General features: G+C 75.7%; 15 protein-coding genes. 6 read left to right on the top strand and 9 right to left on the bottom strand.

Annotation, left to right across the window (positions count from 1 at the left end; genetic code table 11):
• Nucleotides 1-204: 204 nt before the first annotated feature.
• A complete protein-coding gene (locus ACZ3IL_RS12320; RefSeq protein WP_467389349.1) occupies nucleotides 205-993 on the bottom strand; it encodes a PepSY domain-containing protein in 789 nt (262 codons plus the stop codon).
• A 167-nt stretch (nucleotides 994-1,160) separates the two neighbouring features.
• Nucleotides 1,161-1,679, bottom strand: coding sequence for a DUF6328 family protein (locus ACZ3IL_RS12315; RefSeq protein ID WP_467389347.1), 519 nt, complete (start codon nucleotides 1,677-1,679; stop codon nucleotides 1,161-1,163).
• Between the two features lie 248 nt (nucleotides 1,680-1,927).
• On the opposite strand from ACZ3IL_RS12315, the gene ACZ3IL_RS12310 reads away from it, so the two are divergent.
• Nucleotides 1,928-3,154, top strand: a complete 1,227-nt coding sequence (locus ACZ3IL_RS12310) for a PP2C family protein-serine/threonine phosphatase (protein ID WP_467389345.1) — start codon at nucleotides 1,928-1,930, stop codon at nucleotides 3,152-3,154.
• A 320-nt stretch (nucleotides 3,155-3,474) separates the two neighbouring features.
• Here ACZ3IL_RS12310 and ACZ3IL_RS12305 read toward each other — a convergent pair whose 3' ends face one another.
• Both ACZ3IL_RS12305 and ACZ3IL_RS12300 read right to left on the bottom strand, forming a co-directional pair.
• Entirely contained in the window at nucleotides 3,475-4,461 is a 987-nt protein-coding gene (locus ACZ3IL_RS12305) for a glutathione S-transferase family protein (RefSeq protein WP_467389343.1), read from the bottom strand.
• Nucleotides 4,462-4,540: 79 nt separating this feature from the next.
• Entirely contained in the window at nucleotides 4,541-5,347 is an 807-nt protein-coding gene (locus tag ACZ3IL_RS12300) for an alpha/beta fold hydrolase (protein WP_467389341.1), read from the bottom strand.
• A gap of 172 nt (nucleotides 5,348-5,519) precedes the next feature.
• On the opposite strand from ACZ3IL_RS12300, the gene ACZ3IL_RS12295 reads away from it, so the two are divergent.
• Nucleotides 5,520-6,350 (top strand): DUF1206 domain-containing protein, encoded by an 831-nt coding sequence (locus ACZ3IL_RS12295; protein ID WP_467389339.1) that lies wholly within the window; start codon nucleotides 5,520-5,522, stop codon nucleotides 6,348-6,350.
• A 114-nt stretch (nucleotides 6,351-6,464) separates the two neighbouring features.
• Here the strand turns inward: ACZ3IL_RS12295 and ACZ3IL_RS12290 are convergent, their stop codons facing one another.
• The gene (locus ACZ3IL_RS12290) at nucleotides 6,465-7,418 is read right to left on the bottom strand and encodes a terpene synthase family protein (RefSeq protein ID WP_467389337.1); all 954 of its coding nucleotides are present in this window, start codon (nucleotides 7,416-7,418) and stop codon (nucleotides 6,465-6,467) included.
• Between the two features lie 715 nt (nucleotides 7,419-8,133).
• On the opposite strand from ACZ3IL_RS12290, the gene ACZ3IL_RS12285 reads away from it, so the two are divergent.
• Nucleotides 8,134-8,829 carry a hypothetical protein gene (locus tag ACZ3IL_RS12285; protein ID WP_467389336.1) on the top strand — a complete coding sequence of 232 codons (696 nt, stop codon included), beginning with the start codon at nucleotides 8,134-8,136 and terminating at the stop codon, nucleotides 8,827-8,829.
• On the opposite strand, the gene ACZ3IL_RS12280 is transcribed toward ACZ3IL_RS12285, so the two are convergent.
• Together ACZ3IL_RS12280 and ACZ3IL_RS12275 are read right to left on the bottom strand one after the other, a co-directional pair.
• Nucleotides 8,822-10,141: an SWIM zinc finger family protein gene (locus ACZ3IL_RS12280; protein WP_467389334.1), complete on the bottom strand. Its 1,320-nt coding sequence runs from the start codon at nucleotides 10,139-10,141 to the stop codon at nucleotides 8,822-8,824. The two genes, ACZ3IL_RS12285 and ACZ3IL_RS12280, sit on opposite strands and share 8 nt — an antisense overlap.
• Entirely contained in the window at nucleotides 10,138-13,155 is a 3,018-nt protein-coding gene (locus ACZ3IL_RS12275; RefSeq protein WP_467389332.1) for an SNF2-related protein, read from the bottom strand. Before ACZ3IL_RS12275 ends, ACZ3IL_RS12280 begins: the two co-directional genes overlap by 4 nt.
• Before the next feature lie 289 nt (nucleotides 13,156-13,444).
• Here ACZ3IL_RS12275 and ACZ3IL_RS12270 point away from each other — a divergent pair, with 289 nt between their 5' ends.
• Together ACZ3IL_RS12270 and ACZ3IL_RS12265 are read left to right on the top strand one after the other, a co-directional pair.
• Nucleotides 13,445-14,533: an acyl-CoA desaturase gene (locus ACZ3IL_RS12270; protein ID WP_467389330.1), complete on the top strand. Its 1,089-nt coding sequence runs from the start codon at nucleotides 13,445-13,447 to the stop codon at nucleotides 14,531-14,533.
• An 87-nt stretch (nucleotides 14,534-14,620) separates the two neighbouring features.
• Entirely contained in the window at nucleotides 14,621-15,166 is a 546-nt protein-coding gene (locus ACZ3IL_RS12265) for an MOSC domain-containing protein (protein WP_467389328.1), read from the top strand.
• A gap of 12 nt (nucleotides 15,167-15,178) precedes the next feature.
• On the opposite strand, the gene ACZ3IL_RS12260 is transcribed toward ACZ3IL_RS12265, so the two are convergent.
• Nucleotides 15,179-16,549, bottom strand: coding sequence for a tannase/feruloyl esterase family alpha/beta hydrolase (locus ACZ3IL_RS12260; RefSeq protein ID WP_467389326.1), 1,371 nt, complete (start codon nucleotides 16,547-16,549; stop codon nucleotides 15,179-15,181).
• Nucleotides 16,550-16,734: 185 nt separating this feature from the next.
• Between ACZ3IL_RS12260 and ACZ3IL_RS12255 the strand changes: the two genes are divergently transcribed.
• Entirely contained in the window at nucleotides 16,735-17,331 is a 597-nt protein-coding gene (locus tag ACZ3IL_RS12255) for an HD domain-containing protein (RefSeq protein ID WP_467389324.1), read from the top strand.
• Between the two features lie 329 nt (nucleotides 17,332-17,660).
• Here ACZ3IL_RS12255 and ACZ3IL_RS12250 read toward each other — a convergent pair whose 3' ends face one another.
• Complete coding sequence (locus ACZ3IL_RS12250) at nucleotides 17,661-17,921, bottom strand: hypothetical protein (protein WP_467389322.1); 261 nt, start codon at nucleotides 17,919-17,921, stop codon at nucleotides 17,661-17,663.
• Nucleotides 17,922-18,082 lie beyond the last annotated feature (161 nt).

Below are 18,082 nucleotides of genomic sequence, written 5' to 3'. Positions count from 1 at the left end.
GCGGAAATCGTTCACGGCCGGGGCCGCGCACCCCGGTTCCCCTCCGTTCCGGTCCGTGGTCGTCCACGGCGCCCGGCGGAGCCGGGGTGGCGTCGCCGCGCCCGCGGGGACCCTCGCGGGACCTCCGGAGCCTCGGCGGACGGAACGCCCGCTCCGGCCGGGCGGGCCGGAACGGGCGGAGGGGGCGGGAGGAGCGACGGACGGTCAGTCGCGGTCGACTTCCTGACGGAGGACCTTCTGCTCGGTCAGGGAGACCTCGTACGTGGTCTTGTACCAGGTCTTGGTGTCGACGACGTCCACCGACCAGGCCTTGTCGTCCAGCTCCACGGCCGTGACCGTGCCCTTCTTGTTCTTCGCGTCCTTCATGGCCGTCTGGACGGCCTGCTGCGGCGTGACCGTGGTCTTCTTCAGCAGGGCGACCAGCTCGCGCTTGTCCTCGGCGTCCTGGTCCGCGTCCCGCTTGTCGCTGATGATCTTGCCGTTGACGCCGTCGACCCAGATGTCGTGGAGGGTGCCGTCCTCCGCGGCGACACTGGCGTGCCACGCCGGAGTCCGCGCGCCGGCGCTCCGCGAGGGGCTCGCCCCGGGCGACGTGCTCGTGCTCGGGGACGCGCTCGCCCCGGGCGACGTGCTCGCGCTCGGGGACGCGCCGGCATTCGGCGGCGCCCAGTCGAGTTCGTTCTCGACCAGCTTCCCCCGGGTGACGGCGGCCACGGCGGTCTGCGTCGCCCTGTCCCAGGTGATCTTCGTGGCCGGTACGATCCGCTGACGCTCCGCCTGGTCGTCGGTGAGCCGCGGCGACGCGGTCGCGGAGGGGGAGGCGGACGCCGGAGTGCTCGCGCCGGCGGTTCCGGTCCGGGTCGGCGCGACGCGGCCGGAGGTGGTCGTGGTCTCCTCCTGCCCGGACCCGCAGGCGGCGAGGAGGAGTGCGCAGGAAGCGGCGAGGCCGGCGACGGCCGTGCCGCGCAGTCGATGTCGCGGAGAAGTACTCATGCGCGTATCCCTGACCCGGGCCCCCGGCCCCATGACACGGCGGTCCGCACAACCACCCGATCGCGGTCCTCCTCCGGTCCGGACGGGGGAAGCGCCGGGCGGTCGGTCGACCACCCGGCGCGCGTCCGGCGAAGGAACGTTTCCTCACGAACTGGGCCCACCCGGGGTCATTCGGCCGGGTCGTTGTCCCCCTTCGTGTAGCGGAACCGCGCCCACAGGGGCAGGCCGAACCAGCAGACCAGGTACCAGGCGAGGACCCCGGACACCAGCCAGGGGACGTAACCGTCGTGCGTGGCCACGCGCAGGATCAGGAAGAGCGCGAAGGTCAGGGTCGCGAGGAGCAGGACGAGGCCGAGGAACGTGAGCCGGGACGCCCAGACGACCGCCTGCGGTTTGATGCGCCGTCCCGACACGATGCGGTGGAAGGCCACGGGGCCTATGAGGGCGCCGGTGGCCAGCGAGCCGAGGACGACGGTGATGATGTAGATGGTCTTGTCGGTCTGCTCCAGGTCCTGGAAATGCGGTGTGAACACCACGGTGAGCAGGAAGCCCAGGAGGATCTGCACGCCGGTCTGGGCGACCCTGATCTCCTGGATGAGTTCGGTCCAGCGCCGGTCGGCACGCTCCTCGGGCGTCTCGTTCCTCCGCGTCCGCTGTTCCCGGTCGGGTCTCACGTCCTCAGTCATGGCGACCTCTTTCCCGCAGGCCGGCATCCCATCCGCCCCGAGTCCTGCTTACCAGGGTGCGCGCCGTTCCTCGTTCCGGCCCGGTGGGGCCGGGCGGGGACCGGCGCGGGCGACACGCCCGTGACGCCCGCGCCCGGCGAAGGGTGCGATCACCTGAGGGTCTGCGTAGCCTGGGGGCCATCCCGGGGGCGTCCGGGAGGACGGCCGCTCCACGCCGCCGAGCGCCGGAGGAGAGCCGCGGAGGCCGTGTGTCGACGTACGAGGATGTCCTGACCGACCTGCTGACCCGTTCCCGCCTGCGGGCCGGGCGGGAACTCGCGGACCTCGTCCAGGAGGCGGGCCGGCGCCTGGGGTTCCGGGGAACGGCCATGTACGTCACGGACCTCCAGCAGATCCGGCTGATCGCCCTGCCCCAGTCCGACGGCGCCGGACAGCCCGCGCTCGACGTCGACGCGTCCCTCGCCGGCCTGGCCTACCGCACGGAGCGGACACAGCGGTCGCGGGACGGCCGCACCGCCTGGCTCCCGATGATCGACGCGGTCGAGCGCCTCGGCGTCCTGATGGTGACCGCGCCCGACCTCGACGACGTCCTGCTCGGGCGCGGCGAGGCGCTCGCCGGCGTGGCCGCCCTGCTCGTGGTGTCGAAGTCCTCCCACAGCGACCTGCTGGTCGAGGCGGAACGCGCGCGGGCGATGACGGTGCAGGCCGAACTGCTCTGGGCCTTCCTGCCGCCGCGGACCATCGGCACGGCGGACGTGACCTCCTCGGCGGTCCTGGAACCCGCGTACGACATCGGGGGCGACACCTTCGACCACACCCTGGACGAGCGTGGCCTGCACCTGACCGTCATCGACTCCATGGGCCACGACCTGGCCTCGGGCGGCGCCGGCGCGGCCGGGCTCGCCGCCTGCCGCGCGACCCGCCGCTCCGGCGGTTCGCTGACCGACATCGTCACCTCGATCGACCGCATCCTCGACCAGTGGTTCACCGACCGGCTGATGACCGCCGTCGTCGCCCACCTGGACACCTCCGACGGCCGGCTGACCTGGATCAACTGCGGACACCCGCCGCCCCTGCTGATCCGCGGCGGAAGGGTGCTCCCGCAGATGCTGGCGCGCGAGCCCGACCTGCCGCTCGGATGGGGGTTCCTCGCCGGATCGCCGCCCACCGAACACACCGAGCGCCTCCAGCCCGGCGACCGGGTCCTCCTCTACAGCGACGGGGTCACCGAGGCCCGCTCGCCCGGGGGCGACCTCTACGGCGAGGAACGGCTGGCCGACACCGTCATCCGCGCCACCGCGGCGGGCGCGCCCGCCCCCGAGGCCCTCCGGCGCCTGGTCCAGGGCCTGCGGCAGCACCAGGAGCACAAGTTCCGCGACGACGCCACCATCCTGCTCCTCGAATGGCACCCGAGCGACCGGAACGCGGCGCGCGGGCGGACCGGGGAGACGAGTGACCGCCCCGGGCGCGGGTAGGCGACGGACCGACAGCGCGACCACGGCGAACCGTCAGGAGGGTTCATGAGCACGCCCCCGAACGACCCCGTCCCGCCGAGCCCCACGCCCGCGCCGGGACCCGGCCCGGCGCCCGGACCGCTCCCGGGGCCGGTCCCCGGACCGGGCGGGCCGGACCCCGTTCCGCCGGCGCCGCCCCGTCCCGAGCCGGACCCGCCGGCCCCCGTACCGTCCCCGGAGCCGGGCCCGCTGCCCCCGCCGGGGCCCGGCCCCGAACCGGTGACCTGAGCGTCCCGCGCGGCCCCCGCCCTCCCCGGGCGGGGGCCGTCGCGCGTCCGGCCTCAGCCGGGCGGCGGGACCCGCTCGGACGGGGGCGGGGGTCCGGGCGGCGTGCCGTCGCCGAACGGCCGCCCGCCGAGCTCCTCCCGCCCGTGCGGCGAGAGCCAGTTCCGGGTGTCCGGGCCCAGGGGGACGATCCCGGTCGGGTTGATGTCGCGGTGGACGCGGTAGTAGTGCGCCTTGATCTGGCCGAAGTCGATCGTGTCGCCGAAGCCGGGCGTCTGGAACAGGTCCCGCGCGTACCCCCACAGGGCCGGGAGTTCGGTCAGCTTCTGGCGGTTGCACTTGAAGTGGCCGTGGTAGACGGCGTCGAAGCGCACGAGGGTCGTGAAGAGGCGGACGTCCGCCTCGGTCAGGGTGTCACCGACCAGGTAGCGCCGGCCCCGGAGCCGTTCCTCCAGCTGGTCCAGCCGCTTCCAGAGCCTGCGGTACGCCGTGTCGTACGCCTCCTGGCTGTGCGCGAAGCCGCACTGGTAGACGCCGTTGTTGACGTCCCGGAACACCTTCTCGGCCACGTCGTCGATCTCGTCGCGCCACTTCTCCGGATAGAGGTCCGGGGCGCCGTCCCGCTGGTACGCCGTCCACTCGCCGCCCAGGTCCAGCGTGATGCGCGCGAAGTCGTTGGTCACCACCGCCCCGGTGGGGACGTCGACGATCGCGGGCACGGTGATGCCGCGCGAGTAGCCGGGATCGCGGCGGAAGAAGGCCTCCTGGAGCCGTTCGATGCCGAGGACGGGGTCCCTGCCGCCCGGGTCCAGGTCGAAGGACCAGCTGCGCTCGTCGTGCACGGGCCCGGCGATGCCCATCGACAGCACGTCCTCCAGGCCCATGAGCCGCCGCACGATCGCGGCCCGGTTCGCCCACGGGCAGGCCCGGGCGATGATCAGCCGGTAGCGTCCGGGCTCCACCGGGTAGCCGTCCCGGCCGTCGGCCGTGATCCGCGTCGTGATGTAGTTCTGGTCGCGTTCGTACTCGCCGTCACCCGCCATGGTGCCGAGCCTAGCCCGCCGCGCGCGTCCCCGCCGGGCGCGGCGGTGCCGGCGGGGACGCGCGGGCCGGGAGCCGCCGTCAGCCGGCGGAGCCGCCCGGCGTCCCGGCCGCCGCGCGCCGGATCGGCAGCATCGTCTCGACGGCGTCCCGCGTCAGGTGGTCGAGGATCATCCGGTTGACCCGGTCCGGCTGTTCCAGCGGCACCAGGTGGGACGCGCCGGGCACCACGGCGAGCTGGGACTCCGGGATCGCGCGGTAGAGGGCGGCGGTGTGCTCGAGGGTCACCATGTCGTCGTCGCCGGTCATGACCAGGGTGGACGCCCGGACGCGCGCCAGGTCCCCGGCGGGGAGCGTCGGCTGGGTCCGCCACATGTCGATCATCCTGGTCGCCACCACCGGCCAGTGGTCCGCGCCGTCCGGCGAGACGGCCTCGTACATCTTCCGGAAGAACTCCAGTTCCGGGCCGTCGGGCGTCATCGCGTCGAGCATCGCCGGCTCCGCGAAGCACTCCGGGGCGGGGCGGAAGTTCGCCCCGATCACCACGACCTTGCGGACCAGGTCGGGACGGGCCGCGGCGACGAGCAGGGCGACGACGCCGCCGTCGCTCCAGCCGACCAGATGCGCCGGGCCCCCGACCACCCGTTCCAGGAACGCCACCGTGTCGTCCGCCATGTCCCGGTACGTCAGCGGACCCGCCACGTCCGGCGTGTGTCCGTGCGCGCGCCGCTCGGGCAGGAAGAGGCGGTACGCGCCGGAGAGGCCCGCCCGCTGGGGACCCCACGTCTCGTTGGTGCAGAAGCCTCCGTGCAGCAGGAGCAGCGGCTCGCCGCTCCCCTCCGTCTCGTACCAGGTCCTGACCCCGGGAAGGTCGGCGTACTCGCCCATCGCTCCAGCTCCCTCTCCATGCCGTCGGCGCGTCGGCCCAGTCTCCGCCGGACGCCGGGCGACCGCAAACGACCGGCCGACCGCCGCGCCGGCCGCCGTACGAAGGCCCGCCGGGATTCGAACGGGGAGGACGGGGCATCCGGAGATTCCGATCCGAGAGGGGTGCATGGACATGAGCGCAGGGGGGACGACCGCGGCCGCGGCGAGGAGAACGGCCCGTGGGGACGTGGTGCGGGCGGGCGCCCGCGCGGGCTTCGTCGCCCGGGGAGTGCTGTACCTGCTCGTCGGTGTCCTGGCCGTACGCATCGGCCTGACGGGCACGAACGAGCAGGCCGACAAGGGCGGTGCCCTCGGGCAGGTCGCCGCGACGCCCTTCGGGGCGGTGATCCTCTGGGCCCTGGGCATCGGGCTCGTCGGGATGGCGCTGTGGCGTCTGACGGAGGCCCTCTTCGGCTCCGCCGGACCGAAGGGCGACAAGGCGGGCAAGCGGGCCGGGTCCGGGGCCCGGTTCGTCTTCTACGCCGTCTCGTCCTTCTTCGTCCTGTCCTTCGCGACGGGGAACCGGGGCAGCGGAGCGGGCTCGACCGACCGGCAGAGCCACGACGTCACCGGCCGTCTGCTGGCCCTGCCGGGCGGTCAGTGGTGGGTCGGCGCGGTGGCCGCGGGCTTCCTGGCCGCGGGGCTGTGGATCGCCGGCCGGGCCGTGACGCGGAAGTACCGCAAGCGCCTGAAGTGGGACCGGATGTCGGTGAAGGAACGGCGCTTCATGGACGTGACGGGCATCGCGGGCGGTGTCGGGCGTGGGCTCGTCTTCGCCGCGGCGGGTTTCTTCGGCCTGAAGGCGGCGGTCGCGTTCGACCCCAACGAGGCCAAGGGCATGGACGACACGATTCGTTCGTTCGCGCAGACCCCGGCGGGTCCGTGGCTCCTGGTCGTCGTGGCGCTCGGACTGGTGCTCTTCGGGGTCTTCTCCTTCGGCCAGGCCAAGTGGCGCGACGTCTGACCCGCCGTACGCGCCCTCCGGCGGCGGCCGGGTGGGCGGCGCCTCCGGTTCCTTCCCGGCCCGGTGCCCGGCACCGGACCGGGAAGGAACCGGGCGCGGAGCCGTGACGTTTCCTCAGCCGCCGTAGCGGCCGGTGTCGATCTCCCACCGGTGGTAGCCCGCGATCCAGGAGGCGAGGCCGTCGACGTACCGGCGGGTGGCCTCGCGCCCGGCCGGGTCCAGGCCGAGGAGGTCGCAGATCCCGGGTACCTCGTCGGACAGCTCCACGAAGCGGTCGACCATCGCCTGGGCCTCGCGCATCACCTCGGCGGCGGCCTCCTCGACGACGCCGCCGCGCTCCTCGCGGACGATCATCACCAGGTTGGCGACGTCCCCCCGCGCGAGTTCCTGGGCGTAGGAGTGCACGTCATTGGTGAACGACGGTATGTCGGCCGCCAGTTGGCGCATCCTGCGGAGGGTCGGGTGGTGCAGCACCTCCTGCGGCAGCTCGAACCGGTTGAGCCGTTCGACCATGTCGAAGAGGGTCTCCATGGCGGCCGTGCCCCGGCGGAGCGCCAGATACCCCTCCCGGTCGGGGAAGCGGCCGGACACGCGGCCGGCGGCCTCGGCGGGGTGGCAGGCGAAGTACCACTCCCAGTTGTAGGCGCTCCTGGCCCGCCACCGGGCGGACATGCCCTCCGCGCTGCGTTCCCAGAGGTCGGCGAAGGCGCGCTCGACGGGGGTGCGGACGGCGGGCGCGGGGCCGTCCCCGTGCAGAAGGGCCGTCAGCCGGGCGCAGATCTCCGCCACCTGTGCCGGAGACCGGCCGAGGGTGGTGTCGAAACCGTCGTCGAAGAGGAAGTAGAAGCCGAGCAGGTCCGAGGCGAGGACGAGGTCGTCGGCGGAGCAGTCGGGGCTGGTGAGCGCGGCGAGCCGGGGTACGTCCCACTTGTCGTACGCCTGCGGGGCCAGGGCCCCGGCGAGCCCTTCGTGACGGTCCAGCCACGCCCGGTGGCGCCGTGCCGCGGGTTCCCGGTCCGGATGGGCCCGGGACGGGAACGGCAGGTCGAGTACTGCGGCCTTGAACACTGGCACCCTCCAGGCGCTGAGCCCGGGTGCCCCCAACGCCCCGCGGCGCGATCGAAGAGTACTTGAATCGATCACTAACTGCCAGAAACGCAAGGAGGTTTACTTTCGGACGGAAGGGAATCCGGCATTCGGGCGGGTGGTAATGGCATATGCCCGCCGGAGATGACCGTCCGGACCTGCCGTCCGGCTCCCGGTGCCGCGCCGTCGGGCGGCCGGCGGAGCCCCGGGCGGCCCGGCCCGCCCCCTGTCCGGAACCGGCCCCCGGGCCCTCACGCAGCGTGGTGCCCGGACGTCACCGTCGCCGTGCTCCCCGCCCGGGCGGCCGGGACGGCGGAACGGCCGCCCGGCCCGTGGGACTGCCGCGGGGCGGCGCGGAGAGCCGCGCGTACTCCCGGGAACGGTCACGATTCCGTACGAACCGCGTCCGGCCGGCACGGAACACTGGCCCCGCGGCCGCCGACCGGCGACCCTGGACCACGTGCCCCACCCGCCCCTCCCCGCCCCGCCGCCGGACCACCGGCCGGACGCGCCCGGACCCCCCGGCCCGTCGAGCGGCTCCGGCGCGAGCCCCTCCCCCCGCCGCCCGGCCGCACCCCTCGCGGCCGGAACCGGATTCCCGGGGCCGTCCCGGTCCGGCGCGCCACGGCCGGAACCGGCGGCACGGCGCGCCCGCCGGTTCGGCACACCGCTCGTCCCGCTGCTCACGGCGGCCCTGGTGACGACCGCCCTCCTGATCGCCGGAGGCGGCCCGGAGAACGGCGGGGCCCCGGCCGGCGGTCCCGCCGCTCCGCCGTCCCCCGCCGTCGCCGGGGGCCCCGGCCCGGCCGTTCCCCCTCCCGCGACCGGCGCCCGCGCGTCCGGCACGGCGGGCGCCCGGACCACCGCCCCGCCGGCGCCCCGCGCCACGCCGGACGACGTGACGGCCCCCACGACGCCGGCGGGGAGGGCTTCCCGGGCGAGCACACCACCGGCACCGCCCCGCGCCGGGCTCACCGCTTCCCCGGAGACCGCCCCCGCGACCGGGCGGTCCCCCTCCCGGGGGCCGGCGAAGACCCCGCCCCCCGCCCGGCCCGTCCCCTTCGAAGAACTGCGCGTGGGCGACTGCTTCGACATCGACCGCGCCGCGCCCGGCACCGCCGTCCCGCGTTCCTGCGACACGCCGCACTCCGCCGAACTCGTCGCCCGGCCCCGCCTGACCGGCCGCTACGCCACGGACCGGGCGGTGCGCGAGGCGGCCGCGGTCCTGTGCCGCGAGCCCTTGCGCGCCAAGGCCGCCCGGCAGCCGCTCGGCACGCGCTGGACGACCTTCGTCCAGTACCCGTACCGGACGAGCCACCTCCTCGGCGCGGACGCCGTGGCCTGCAGCCTGGCCGCCCCCGCCGACGGCAGGATCGGCCGGCGCCTCAGGTAGCGTCCGCCGCGAGGGCCGTCGCCAGGGCCGCCGCCGGGTCCCGGTCCGGCGGCCCCGCCGGGGACCGGCGTCCGCCGGACCTGACGTACGGCCACCAGCGGCCGTCCTCACCGAGCCGGAGCTGGACCTCCGTGCCCACGACCGCCCACCGGGCGCCGCCCGTCCGGCGGAGGGCCGGCCGCTCGTCGTCCTCCCAGGCCGCCGCGAGCCGCTCCCCGGCGCGGTCCAGCGCGGCGGCGTCCGGGGTCCACTCCTCCTCCAGTACGGCGAGGGCGGCGGCGCCCCCGAACCGCCACGCGCGCACGGCGAGGTCCATGTCCGTCCGCGACCGGCCCGAGCCGGAGGCGAGCCGCGCCGCGATCCGGGGAGCGGGGGAGCGCGCGGCGAGCCGCACCGCGTCCTGGGCGACCGTCAGCCGCGCGTCCCCGTCCGCCGGGCCGTCCGCCTCCGTCCCCAGTGCCCCGGCCAGCAGCCGGTGCGCGCGTGCCGCCGCGTCCGCCGCCAGGAACTCGAGGGCCGCCGGGTCCACCCCGGGCCCCGGTCCGGTGTCCGTGTCCAGGGACGGCGGCCGGCCGGGCGCGGCCGGGACGGCCGGAGGGGCCGGCAGCGGCGGCAGGAGGAAGGCCGACCCGTACGCCTCCCCGGCCGGCACGCCGGGCATCCCGCCGGCGTCCCCGGACGCGCCGCCGCCCCCCGCTCCGTCCCCGCCGGACGCCGGGACGGCGGCGGCGCGCGAGGCGCTGCGCGCCTGCAACTGGTCCAGCAGGGTCCGCTCGCCGCGCCCCCGCATCAGGAGCAGCACGAAGGGGTCCTCGTCGAGCAGGCGCGCCACCTGGTAGCAGAGCGCCGCCGTGTGCGCGCAGTGGTCCCAGAGATCGCAGTCGCACTCCGGTTCGAGGTCCCCGATGCCCGGCAGCAGATCGAGCCCGGCCGCCGCCGCGTCCTCCACCAGGTGCGGCGGCATCTCGCGGTCGAGGAGCGCCGCGATGTGTCCCGCGCTGTCCGCGGCGAGGCCGAGGAGGCGGTCCCACTCCTCCTCGGAGAACTCCCGCACCAGTACGTCGCTCCGGCACGCCGTGCCGTCGCGGTCCTTGACCACCGCCGTGATCCGGCCGGGCCGCACCGACACGGCGCCCACCGCCCCCGCGCGCGCGTGGCGCCGCCCCGCCTTGAGCTGCTGGCCGTCGAGCGCCGTGTCCTCCAGGGCCTTGAGCCACGCCCGGCCCCACCAGGTCCGGGTGAAACCCCCGCCCCGTGCCGGCGGCAGCGCCGCGAACGTCCGCTCCTCGCCCCCGCGTCCGTACCCGCTCATCGTCCGTCCCCCCGCAGTCGCACCAGCTCCGCCAGTTCGGCGTCGGTCAGTTCGGTCAGCTCCGGCGGCACGTCCCCGCCGGTGCCGAGGACGGAGTCCGCCAGCTCCCGCTTCCGGTCGAGCATCGCGGCGATCCGGTCCTCGATCGTGCCCTCGGCGATCAGCCGGTGGACCTGCACCGGCCGGTCCTGCCCGATCCGGTACGCGCGGTCGGTGGCCTGGGCCTCGACCGCCGGGTTCCACCAGCGGTCGTAGTGCACGACGTGTTCGGCGCGGGTGAGGTTGAGGCCCGTGCCGGCGGCCTTCAGGGACAGCAGGAAGACCGGGACCCCGCCGTCCTGGAAGCGGGCGACCATCGCCTCCCGTTCCGCGACCGGGGTGCCGCCGTGCAGGAACCGCGTCCCCACGCCCCGCGCCGCGAGATGGGTCTCCAGGAGCCGGGCCATCCCCACGTACTGGGTGAAGACCAGGGTGCGGGCGCCCTCCGCGAGGATGGTGTCGAGGAGTTCGTCGAGCAGCTCCAGCTTGCCCGAACGGCCCGCGATCCTCGGTTCCTTCTCCTTGAGGTACTGCGCGGGGTGGTTGCAGATCTGCTTGAGCCCGGTCAGGAGCTTCACGACGAGTCCCCGGCGCGCCATGCCGTCGGCCTCGGCGATCGCCGCCAGCGTCTCCCGCACCACCGCCTCGTACAGCCCGGCCTGTTCGGGCGTCAGCGGGACGGACCGGTCGGTCTCCGTCTTCGGGGGCAGTTCGGGCGCGATGCCGGGGTCCGACTTGCGGCGGCGCAGCAGGAACGGCCGGACGAGCGCGGCCAGCCGCTCGGCGGCGGCGGGGTCCCCGCCCCCCTCGACGGCGGCGGCGAACCGGCGGCGGAAGGCGCCCAGGCCGCCCAGGAGCCCCGGGGTGGTCCAGTCGAGGATCGCCCACAGCTCGGAGAGGTTGTTCTCCACGGGCGTGCCGGACAGCGCCACGCGCGCGCGTGCCCCGATGGTCCGCAGCCGCCGCGCCGTCGCCGCGTACGGGTTCTTCACGTGCTGCGCCTCGTCCGCGACGAGGAGCCCCCAGTCCCGCGCGGCGAGCCGTTCGGCGTCGAGCCGCATGGTGCCGTACGTGGTCAGGACGAAACCGCCCCCGGCGAGCCCCTCCAGGTCGCGGGCGGCGCCGTGGAAGCGGCGCACCGGCGTGCCGGGCGCGAACTTCTCCACCTCCCGCTGCCAGTTGCCCAGGAGCGAGGCCGGGCAGACCACGAGGGTGGGTCCCGCCGTCGCCGGATCGGTCTGCCGGTGCAGGTGCAGGGCGATGACCGTGATCGTCTTGCCGAGTCCCATGTCGTCGGCGAGGCAGCCGCCGAGGCCGAGCGAGGTCATCCGGTGCAGCCAGTCGAGTCCGCGCAGCTGGTAGTCGCGCAGGGTCGCGGCGAGCGCGGCGGGCTGCGGCACGCCGGGGCGGCCGCCCCCGGGCTCGGCGAGCCGCTCCCGCAGCCGCTCCACCCACCCCGTCGCCGCCACCTCGACGGGCCGTCCGTCGACCTCGGTCGTGCCGGTGAGGACGGCCGGGAGCGCCTCCACGGCGGTCACCTCGCGGTCCCGGTGGGTCCTGGCACGGCGCACCTCGGCCGGATCGACCAGCACCCACCGGTCGCGCAGCCGCACCAGGGGGCGCCCCGCCTCGGCGAGCCGGTCGAGTTCGGCGCGGGTCAGTTCGTGGTCGCCGACGGCGAAGCGCCAGTTGAAGGCGAGCAGGGAGCCGGCGCCGAGGAGGGAGGGCCCGGAGGAGGACCCCGTGGAGCCGCCGGCGGCCTCGGGACCGTACGGGGCGTGCGGGTCGTGCGCGTGGGGGTCCCGCGCCGCGCCCCCCGCCCCCGGAGCGTCCCCGTCCGCCGGTCCGATCTCCGCCCGGGCGGTCAGCCGGTCGGTGAGTTCGGGCGGCCAGTGGATCCGGACGCCCAGCGCCGCGAGGGCGTCGGCCGCCGGGCCCAGGAGCTCCGCGACCTCCTCGTCGGCGAGTTCGACGGCGTCGGGCACGGCCGCCGACAGGAGCGGGGAGAGCGGGGGCCAGGCGCGGGCGGCGCGCCGCAGGGCGAGCAGGGCGTCCATGGGGGCGCGCGGGCCGAACGCCGCCGCGGCCGGCCCGGAGCCCGACCACACCTCGGCCGCGTCCGCCACCAGGGCGGGGTCGGCGGCAGCGTGCAGCCGGAGCACCGCCCGGAAGCCGGGGGCCTCCCGCGATTCGGCGGTGAAACCGGGCAGTTCGAGACGGAGGGACAGCCGGACCCCCGCGTCGTACACGGCCGCCACACCGGCCGCCCAGGCCCGCTGCTCGGGGACGCGCCGGGGCTCGCCGGCGGCGAAGGCGGGACCGCCGGCCGCGAGCGGGGCCGCCGGGGAGCGGGGCAGCGTGTCCGCCACGGCGTCGGCGAAGGCCCGCAGCAGCGCCTCGGGTTCGGGCAGCAGCGGTCCCCCGGAAGGGGCCGGGGAGCCGGGGCGGCCGGAGGGGGCGGGGAGCGGGACGGCGTGGGCGGTGGGCGGCATCGACGCGGCGAGCGCGCGGAGTTCCGCCAGCTCTCCGGGGCCGAGCGGCCCCGCTCGCCACGCGTCGTGGTCGCCGGGCGTGAGGCCGGGCAGGAGCAGGCCGCGGGCCACCAGGCCGAGGGCGAGCAGCGCGGCGGCGCCCCAGAAGGCGGTGGCGGGGGAGGCCGCGTCCGCGTGCCGGGCGCGGGCGAGCAGCGGCAGGGCGTCCCGTACGGGGAGGGTCAGGGCGGGGACGGTCACGGGCCGGAGGGTGTCGCCGTCCACGACCGTGATCCCCGTGCCGGACGCGGGTGTGCCCGCGGGGTCGGGGAGCGGGTCGCCGCCGGGCGACCAGAAGGCGACCCGTCCGGCACGGGGCGGGTCGGCGGGAAGGAAGACGGCGGAGTACCGGGGGAGCGTGCGGGTGATGCCGGATGGGGTCGCGGGGGCGGGTTCCCGGACGGGTCCGCGAGCCGGGTCATCGGGTCCGTGCGGCAGCGACAACGCATTCCTCAAATTTGACTACTGGGGGTTCGAACGGCCGAGGATACTCCACGTCTCCCGCCGGAGCGCACCGGTCCGCCGTGTTCCGCGCCACATCCGCCGTCTTCCCTCCGGAGGGGGGCCCGCCCCACCCCGGCCCCCCGGCACGCCCCCCGCGGAGGGTGGGTGGTGACGCCATGGCCCCGGACGGGAGCGGGTCCGTACGTTCGTGACAGGCGCCCGGCGGCCGAACACCGGCCCCTCCGCCCGCCTCCCGTCCGCACACCGCCCCGAAGAAACCGGAGCCGCCATGTCCCGGGCCACCGTCCTCCCGCCGGCCCCCGCGCCCCCCGCCGCGCCCGTCCGCCCCCGGAGCGGCAGCGAGTTCGCGCCGCTCCTGCGAACGGTCAGGGAGCAGGGCCTCCTCGCACACCGCCCCGGCTGGTACGCCCGCCGCATCGTCCTCAACCTCCTCGCCCTGGCCGCCGTGGCCGCCGGACTCGCCCTCGTCGGCCCCTCCTGGTGGGCGCTCCCGCTCGCCGTCCCCCTCGCCCTGTTCTCCGCCCGCGCCGCCTTCGTCGGCCACGACGCCGGGCACGCCCAGATCACCGCCGACCGCAGGACGAGCCGGATCATCCAGCTCGTCCACGCCAACCTCCTCCTCGGCATGAGCCGGGAGTGGTGGAACGACAAGCACAACCGCCACCACGCGAACCCCAACCACCTCGACAAGGACCCGGACGTCGCGGCCGACGTCCTCGTCTTCGCCGAGCACCAGGCGGCGGGCCGCACGGGGCCGCGCGGCTTCCTCACCCGGCACCAGGCCGCGCTCTTCTTCCCGCTGACGACCCTGGAGGGCATCGCGCTCAAGGTGTACGGGGTCAGGGCGCTCCTCGCGGGGGACGGCCCCTGCCGGACCCGGCGCGAACGGCTCGTCGAGGGCGCCCTGCTCCTCGCCCACTTCGCCGGGTACGCGACCCTCCTCCTGGCCCTCCTCACCCCGCTCCAGGCCCTGGTCTTCGCCCTGCTCCACCAGATGCTCCTCGGCGTCCACCTCGGCATGGCCTTCGCCCCCAACCACAAGGGCATGGAGCGGCCGGACGAACACGCGGACGGCGACAGCTGGGGCCATCTGCGCCGCCAGGTGCTCACCTCGCGCAACATCCGGGGCGGCGCCCTGATTGACTGGTTCCTCGGCGGGCTCAACCACCAGATCGAGCACCACCTCTTCCCGAGCATGCCGCGGCCGAACCTCCGGCTCGCCCGGCCCGCCGTCCGGGCCCACTGCGCCGCACTGGGCGTGCCGTACACGGAGACCGGCTTCGTGGACTCGTACCGCCAGGCGCTCGGCCACCTGCGCGAGGTGGGCGCGCCGCTGCGCTCCGGGGCCGCCGAGTAGGGTCGGGCCCGTCCACACGCGATGTGATCACCGGCTCGCCGGGCCGGCCCGCCGGCTCCCGGGACGCCGGGAAGGGGAGTCCTCGTCATGAGCAGCGGCACCGTCACGGCGGTCAGCAGCAACGGCACGTACGCGTTCAGCAAGCCCAACAGGGAGGAGATCACCCTCCTCGCCGGACTCGGCGTGGAGGGCGACGTCCACGCGGGTGTGACGGTGAAGCACCGGTCCCGCGTCGCGCAGGACCCCACCCGGCCCAATCTGCGGCAGGTCCACCTCATCCACGCCGAACTCTTCGACGAGGTGGGCGAAGCCGGTTTCGAGGTCGCTCCCGGCGACCTCGGCGAGAACGTCACGACCCGGGGGATCGACCTCCTGGGCCTGCCCGCCGGCACCCTCCTGCGCCTCGGCGCCGAGGCCGTGGTCGAGGTCACCGGCCTGCGGAACCCCTGTGCCCAGATCGACGCCTTCCGGCACGGCCTGCTCAAGCTGCTCGTCGGCCGCGACGAGAACGGCGGGATCGTGCGCAGGGCGGGGATCATGGGCGTCGTGCTGACCGGTGGGACGGTGCGGCCCGGCGACCCGGTCGTGGCCGAACTGCCGGAGGGACCGCACCGCCCGCTGGACCGGGTCTGACGCCCGGCGCCGTCAGCGCCCCAGGGCGCAGGAGTTGACCACGTCACCGTCCGCCGGCCGCGCGATCGTACGGTCCGGCGGCGGGGCCGCGCCCTCCTCGACCCAGCGCGTCAGCGCGTCGAACGCCGACCGGTAGCACGGCAGGATCGGCCGCAGCCGGTCCGGGTGCGCGTCGTACAGGCCGTCGGCGTGCGTCCCGTCCTGCACCGTGTAGAAGCGGTGCAGCCGGCCCCGCCCCCGGTCGTCGACCATCCGCGCGTAGACGTCGGAGTCCGTCGCGAGGGGCAGCAGGGCGTCCAGGTCGCCGTGGAGGGTGATCAGGGGCTTGCCGATCCGCCCGGTGAGCGCGACCCTCGCGACGGCGCGGTGGACGGACGCGGGCCGGGAGGCGTAGTCGTACGAGGCGTCCGAGGCGCACGGCGCGAGGATCTCCCGCGCGGTCCCGCCCGCGGTGGAGCCGGGGCAGACCGGATCGTACGAGGGGTCGAACTCGGTCCGGAAGATCTTCTGCGTCAGCCCCCAGTACACCCGCTCGTGGTACGGCCAGAGGAAGCGCGAGTCCGGTGCGAAACCGGCCCCGATCAGGTCCTCGTCCGTGGCCCGGCCCAGGGATCGGGCCACGGTGACGGGCAGGCTCGTCAGCGGGTTGGGACCGTGCGCGGTCCACAGCACGCCCTCCCAGTCCACCCCGCCGTCGTACAGGCCGGGACGGTTCTCCAGCTGCCAGCGCGTCAGGTATCCGGCGTTCGAGATGCCGGTCATGTACGTGCGTTCCGGGGCCCGGCCGTACCGCTGCCGCACGGCCTGCTTGGCGGCGAGCGTCAGCTCGGTCACCCGCCGGTTCCACTCGGCCACCGCGTCACCCGGCTCGCGTCCGTCGGTGAAGAAGTCCGGGCCGGTGTTGCCCTTGTCGGTGGCGGCGTAGGCGAAGCCCCGCGCGAGCACCTGGTCGGAGATGAGGGCGTCCGTGGAGTACTGGCGGCGGGTGCCGGGCGCGCCGGTGACGACGAGGCCGCCGTTCCAGCGGTCGGGCAGACGGACGACGAACTGCGCGTCGTGGGCCCAGCCGTGCGTGGTGTTGAGCCGGGAGTCGTCGGGGAAGTAGCCGTCGATCTGGACGCCCGGCACCCCCGAGGGGTTGCGGGTCCCCCCGGCGGCGAGCCCGGCCTGGTCCGCCATGTCGGTGTACGGCGTGCCGGCGAGCCCCGCGGTCGTCAGGTCGTCCAGACAGGCGGACCGCTGGTGCGCGGCGCCCGGCACGTGGAGCCGTTCCCGACGGGAGCAGTGCGCGGCGGCCTCCGCCCCGGCGGGGCTCGCGGGGGCGAGGACGGTGACTCCGGTCAGGAGCGCGGTGAACAGGGAGACGCCCGGGAACAGGCGCATGGCGGGCCTCCGGTGGGACGGCGGAAAGGAGTGCGGCGGCACATCCTGCGACGCGCGCCTCCCGCCGGACCATGGGCGGGGACCACATCCCGGGCCCCCGCCCTGTGGGGTGCGCCCCGGTCCGGGCACCCGCCCTGTGGGGTTGCGGCCCCGGGCCAGGGCCCGCGACTCACTACGCTGCGGGGATGGACATTCCCTCGGTCGACGAGATACGCGCGCTGCACAGGAAGTACGCCCCCGACGAGGAGGCGTTCCGGCTCGTCTTCACGCACTGCGAGATCGTGTGGCGGATCGCCGAGAGCCTGATGCCCCGCCAGGACGGGCAGGTGAACCCCGCACTCGTGCGCGCGGGGTGCCTGCTGCACGACATCGGGGTGTACCGGCTCTACGACTCCGAAGGACGCCTCGACGGTCGGAACTACATCCGGCACGGAATCCTGGGACACGAGATCCTCGCGGCCGAAGGCCTGCCGGAGGCGGTGTGCCGGTTCTGCTCGCACCACACGGGGGTCGGGCTCACCGAGGAGGACGTCCTCGTCCAGGGGCTTCCGCTGCCGCCCGCCGACTACCTGGCGGTCACCCCGGAGGAGCGGCTGGTCATGTACGCGGACAAGTTCCACAGCAAGAGCACGCCGCCGAGGTTCCTGGCCCCGGACACCTACGCGGTGTCCGTGAGCCGGTTCGGCCGGGAGAAGGTCGCGGCGTTCGGCGCGCTGCGCGCGGAGTTCGGCGATCCCCGGCTCGACGGGCTGTCCGCCGCGTACGGACACGCCCTGACGTGAGGTCCCGCCCCGGAGGACCGGGCCGGGGCCACGGACTCCCGCCCCCGAGCGGTCGTCCCCACCGGATCGCCCTTGGATCGCTCTCGGATCACCCTCGGGCTCGATCAGGGCCAGAAAGCCGCGGCCCCCGTCGAGCCGAAAGGTCTCGTAACGCAGGCCACGCGGACGGACCCGTTCAAGGTCCGCGCAGACGGCGCGCGGCAACGCCGGGCTCTGCTCCACGGCCCCCGCCCCACCGGCTCGGGCCCTGCGTACGGCGGGGACCCGCGTCACCCCCGGAGGACTTCCGGAGCCGACCGCCGAGGCGGTCCGGCCTGCGGGCCCCGCCGTCAGGACGGGCGCACGGCCAGGGCGTCGAGGGCTTCGAGGAGCGCGGGGAGCCTCGGTCCCCGCGCCACCGGCATCACCTTGCGCGGAACCTCGTCCAGGAGGACGAAGGCCATGTCGCCTACCCCGGCCACGAACGACCAGCCGGGGCCGTCCGCGCGCAGCACCCGCGCGTCGCCCGCCGTGCCGGGGACGGCCCGCACCCGCCCCACGGGCGGCGGTTCCTCCAGATAGCCGCGCAGCTCGTCCAGGGCCTTCCTCACCCCGTCGTACGGGTCGTCCCCGGCCGGTGCGGAGGCGGCGGGCGTGGGAGTGGCGGGCGTGGGGGTGGTGGACCCGGGGGGGCCGGGCGCGGGGGGGGGGGGGGGGGCCCCCGCCCCCCCGGCCCCGGCCCCCCGGGGCCCCCCCCCCCGGGCCCCCGCGG

It is taken from the genome of Streptomyces sp. NPDC014907 (assembly GCF_055562975.1).
This window is presented reverse-complemented; position numbering and strand designations above follow the sequence as displayed.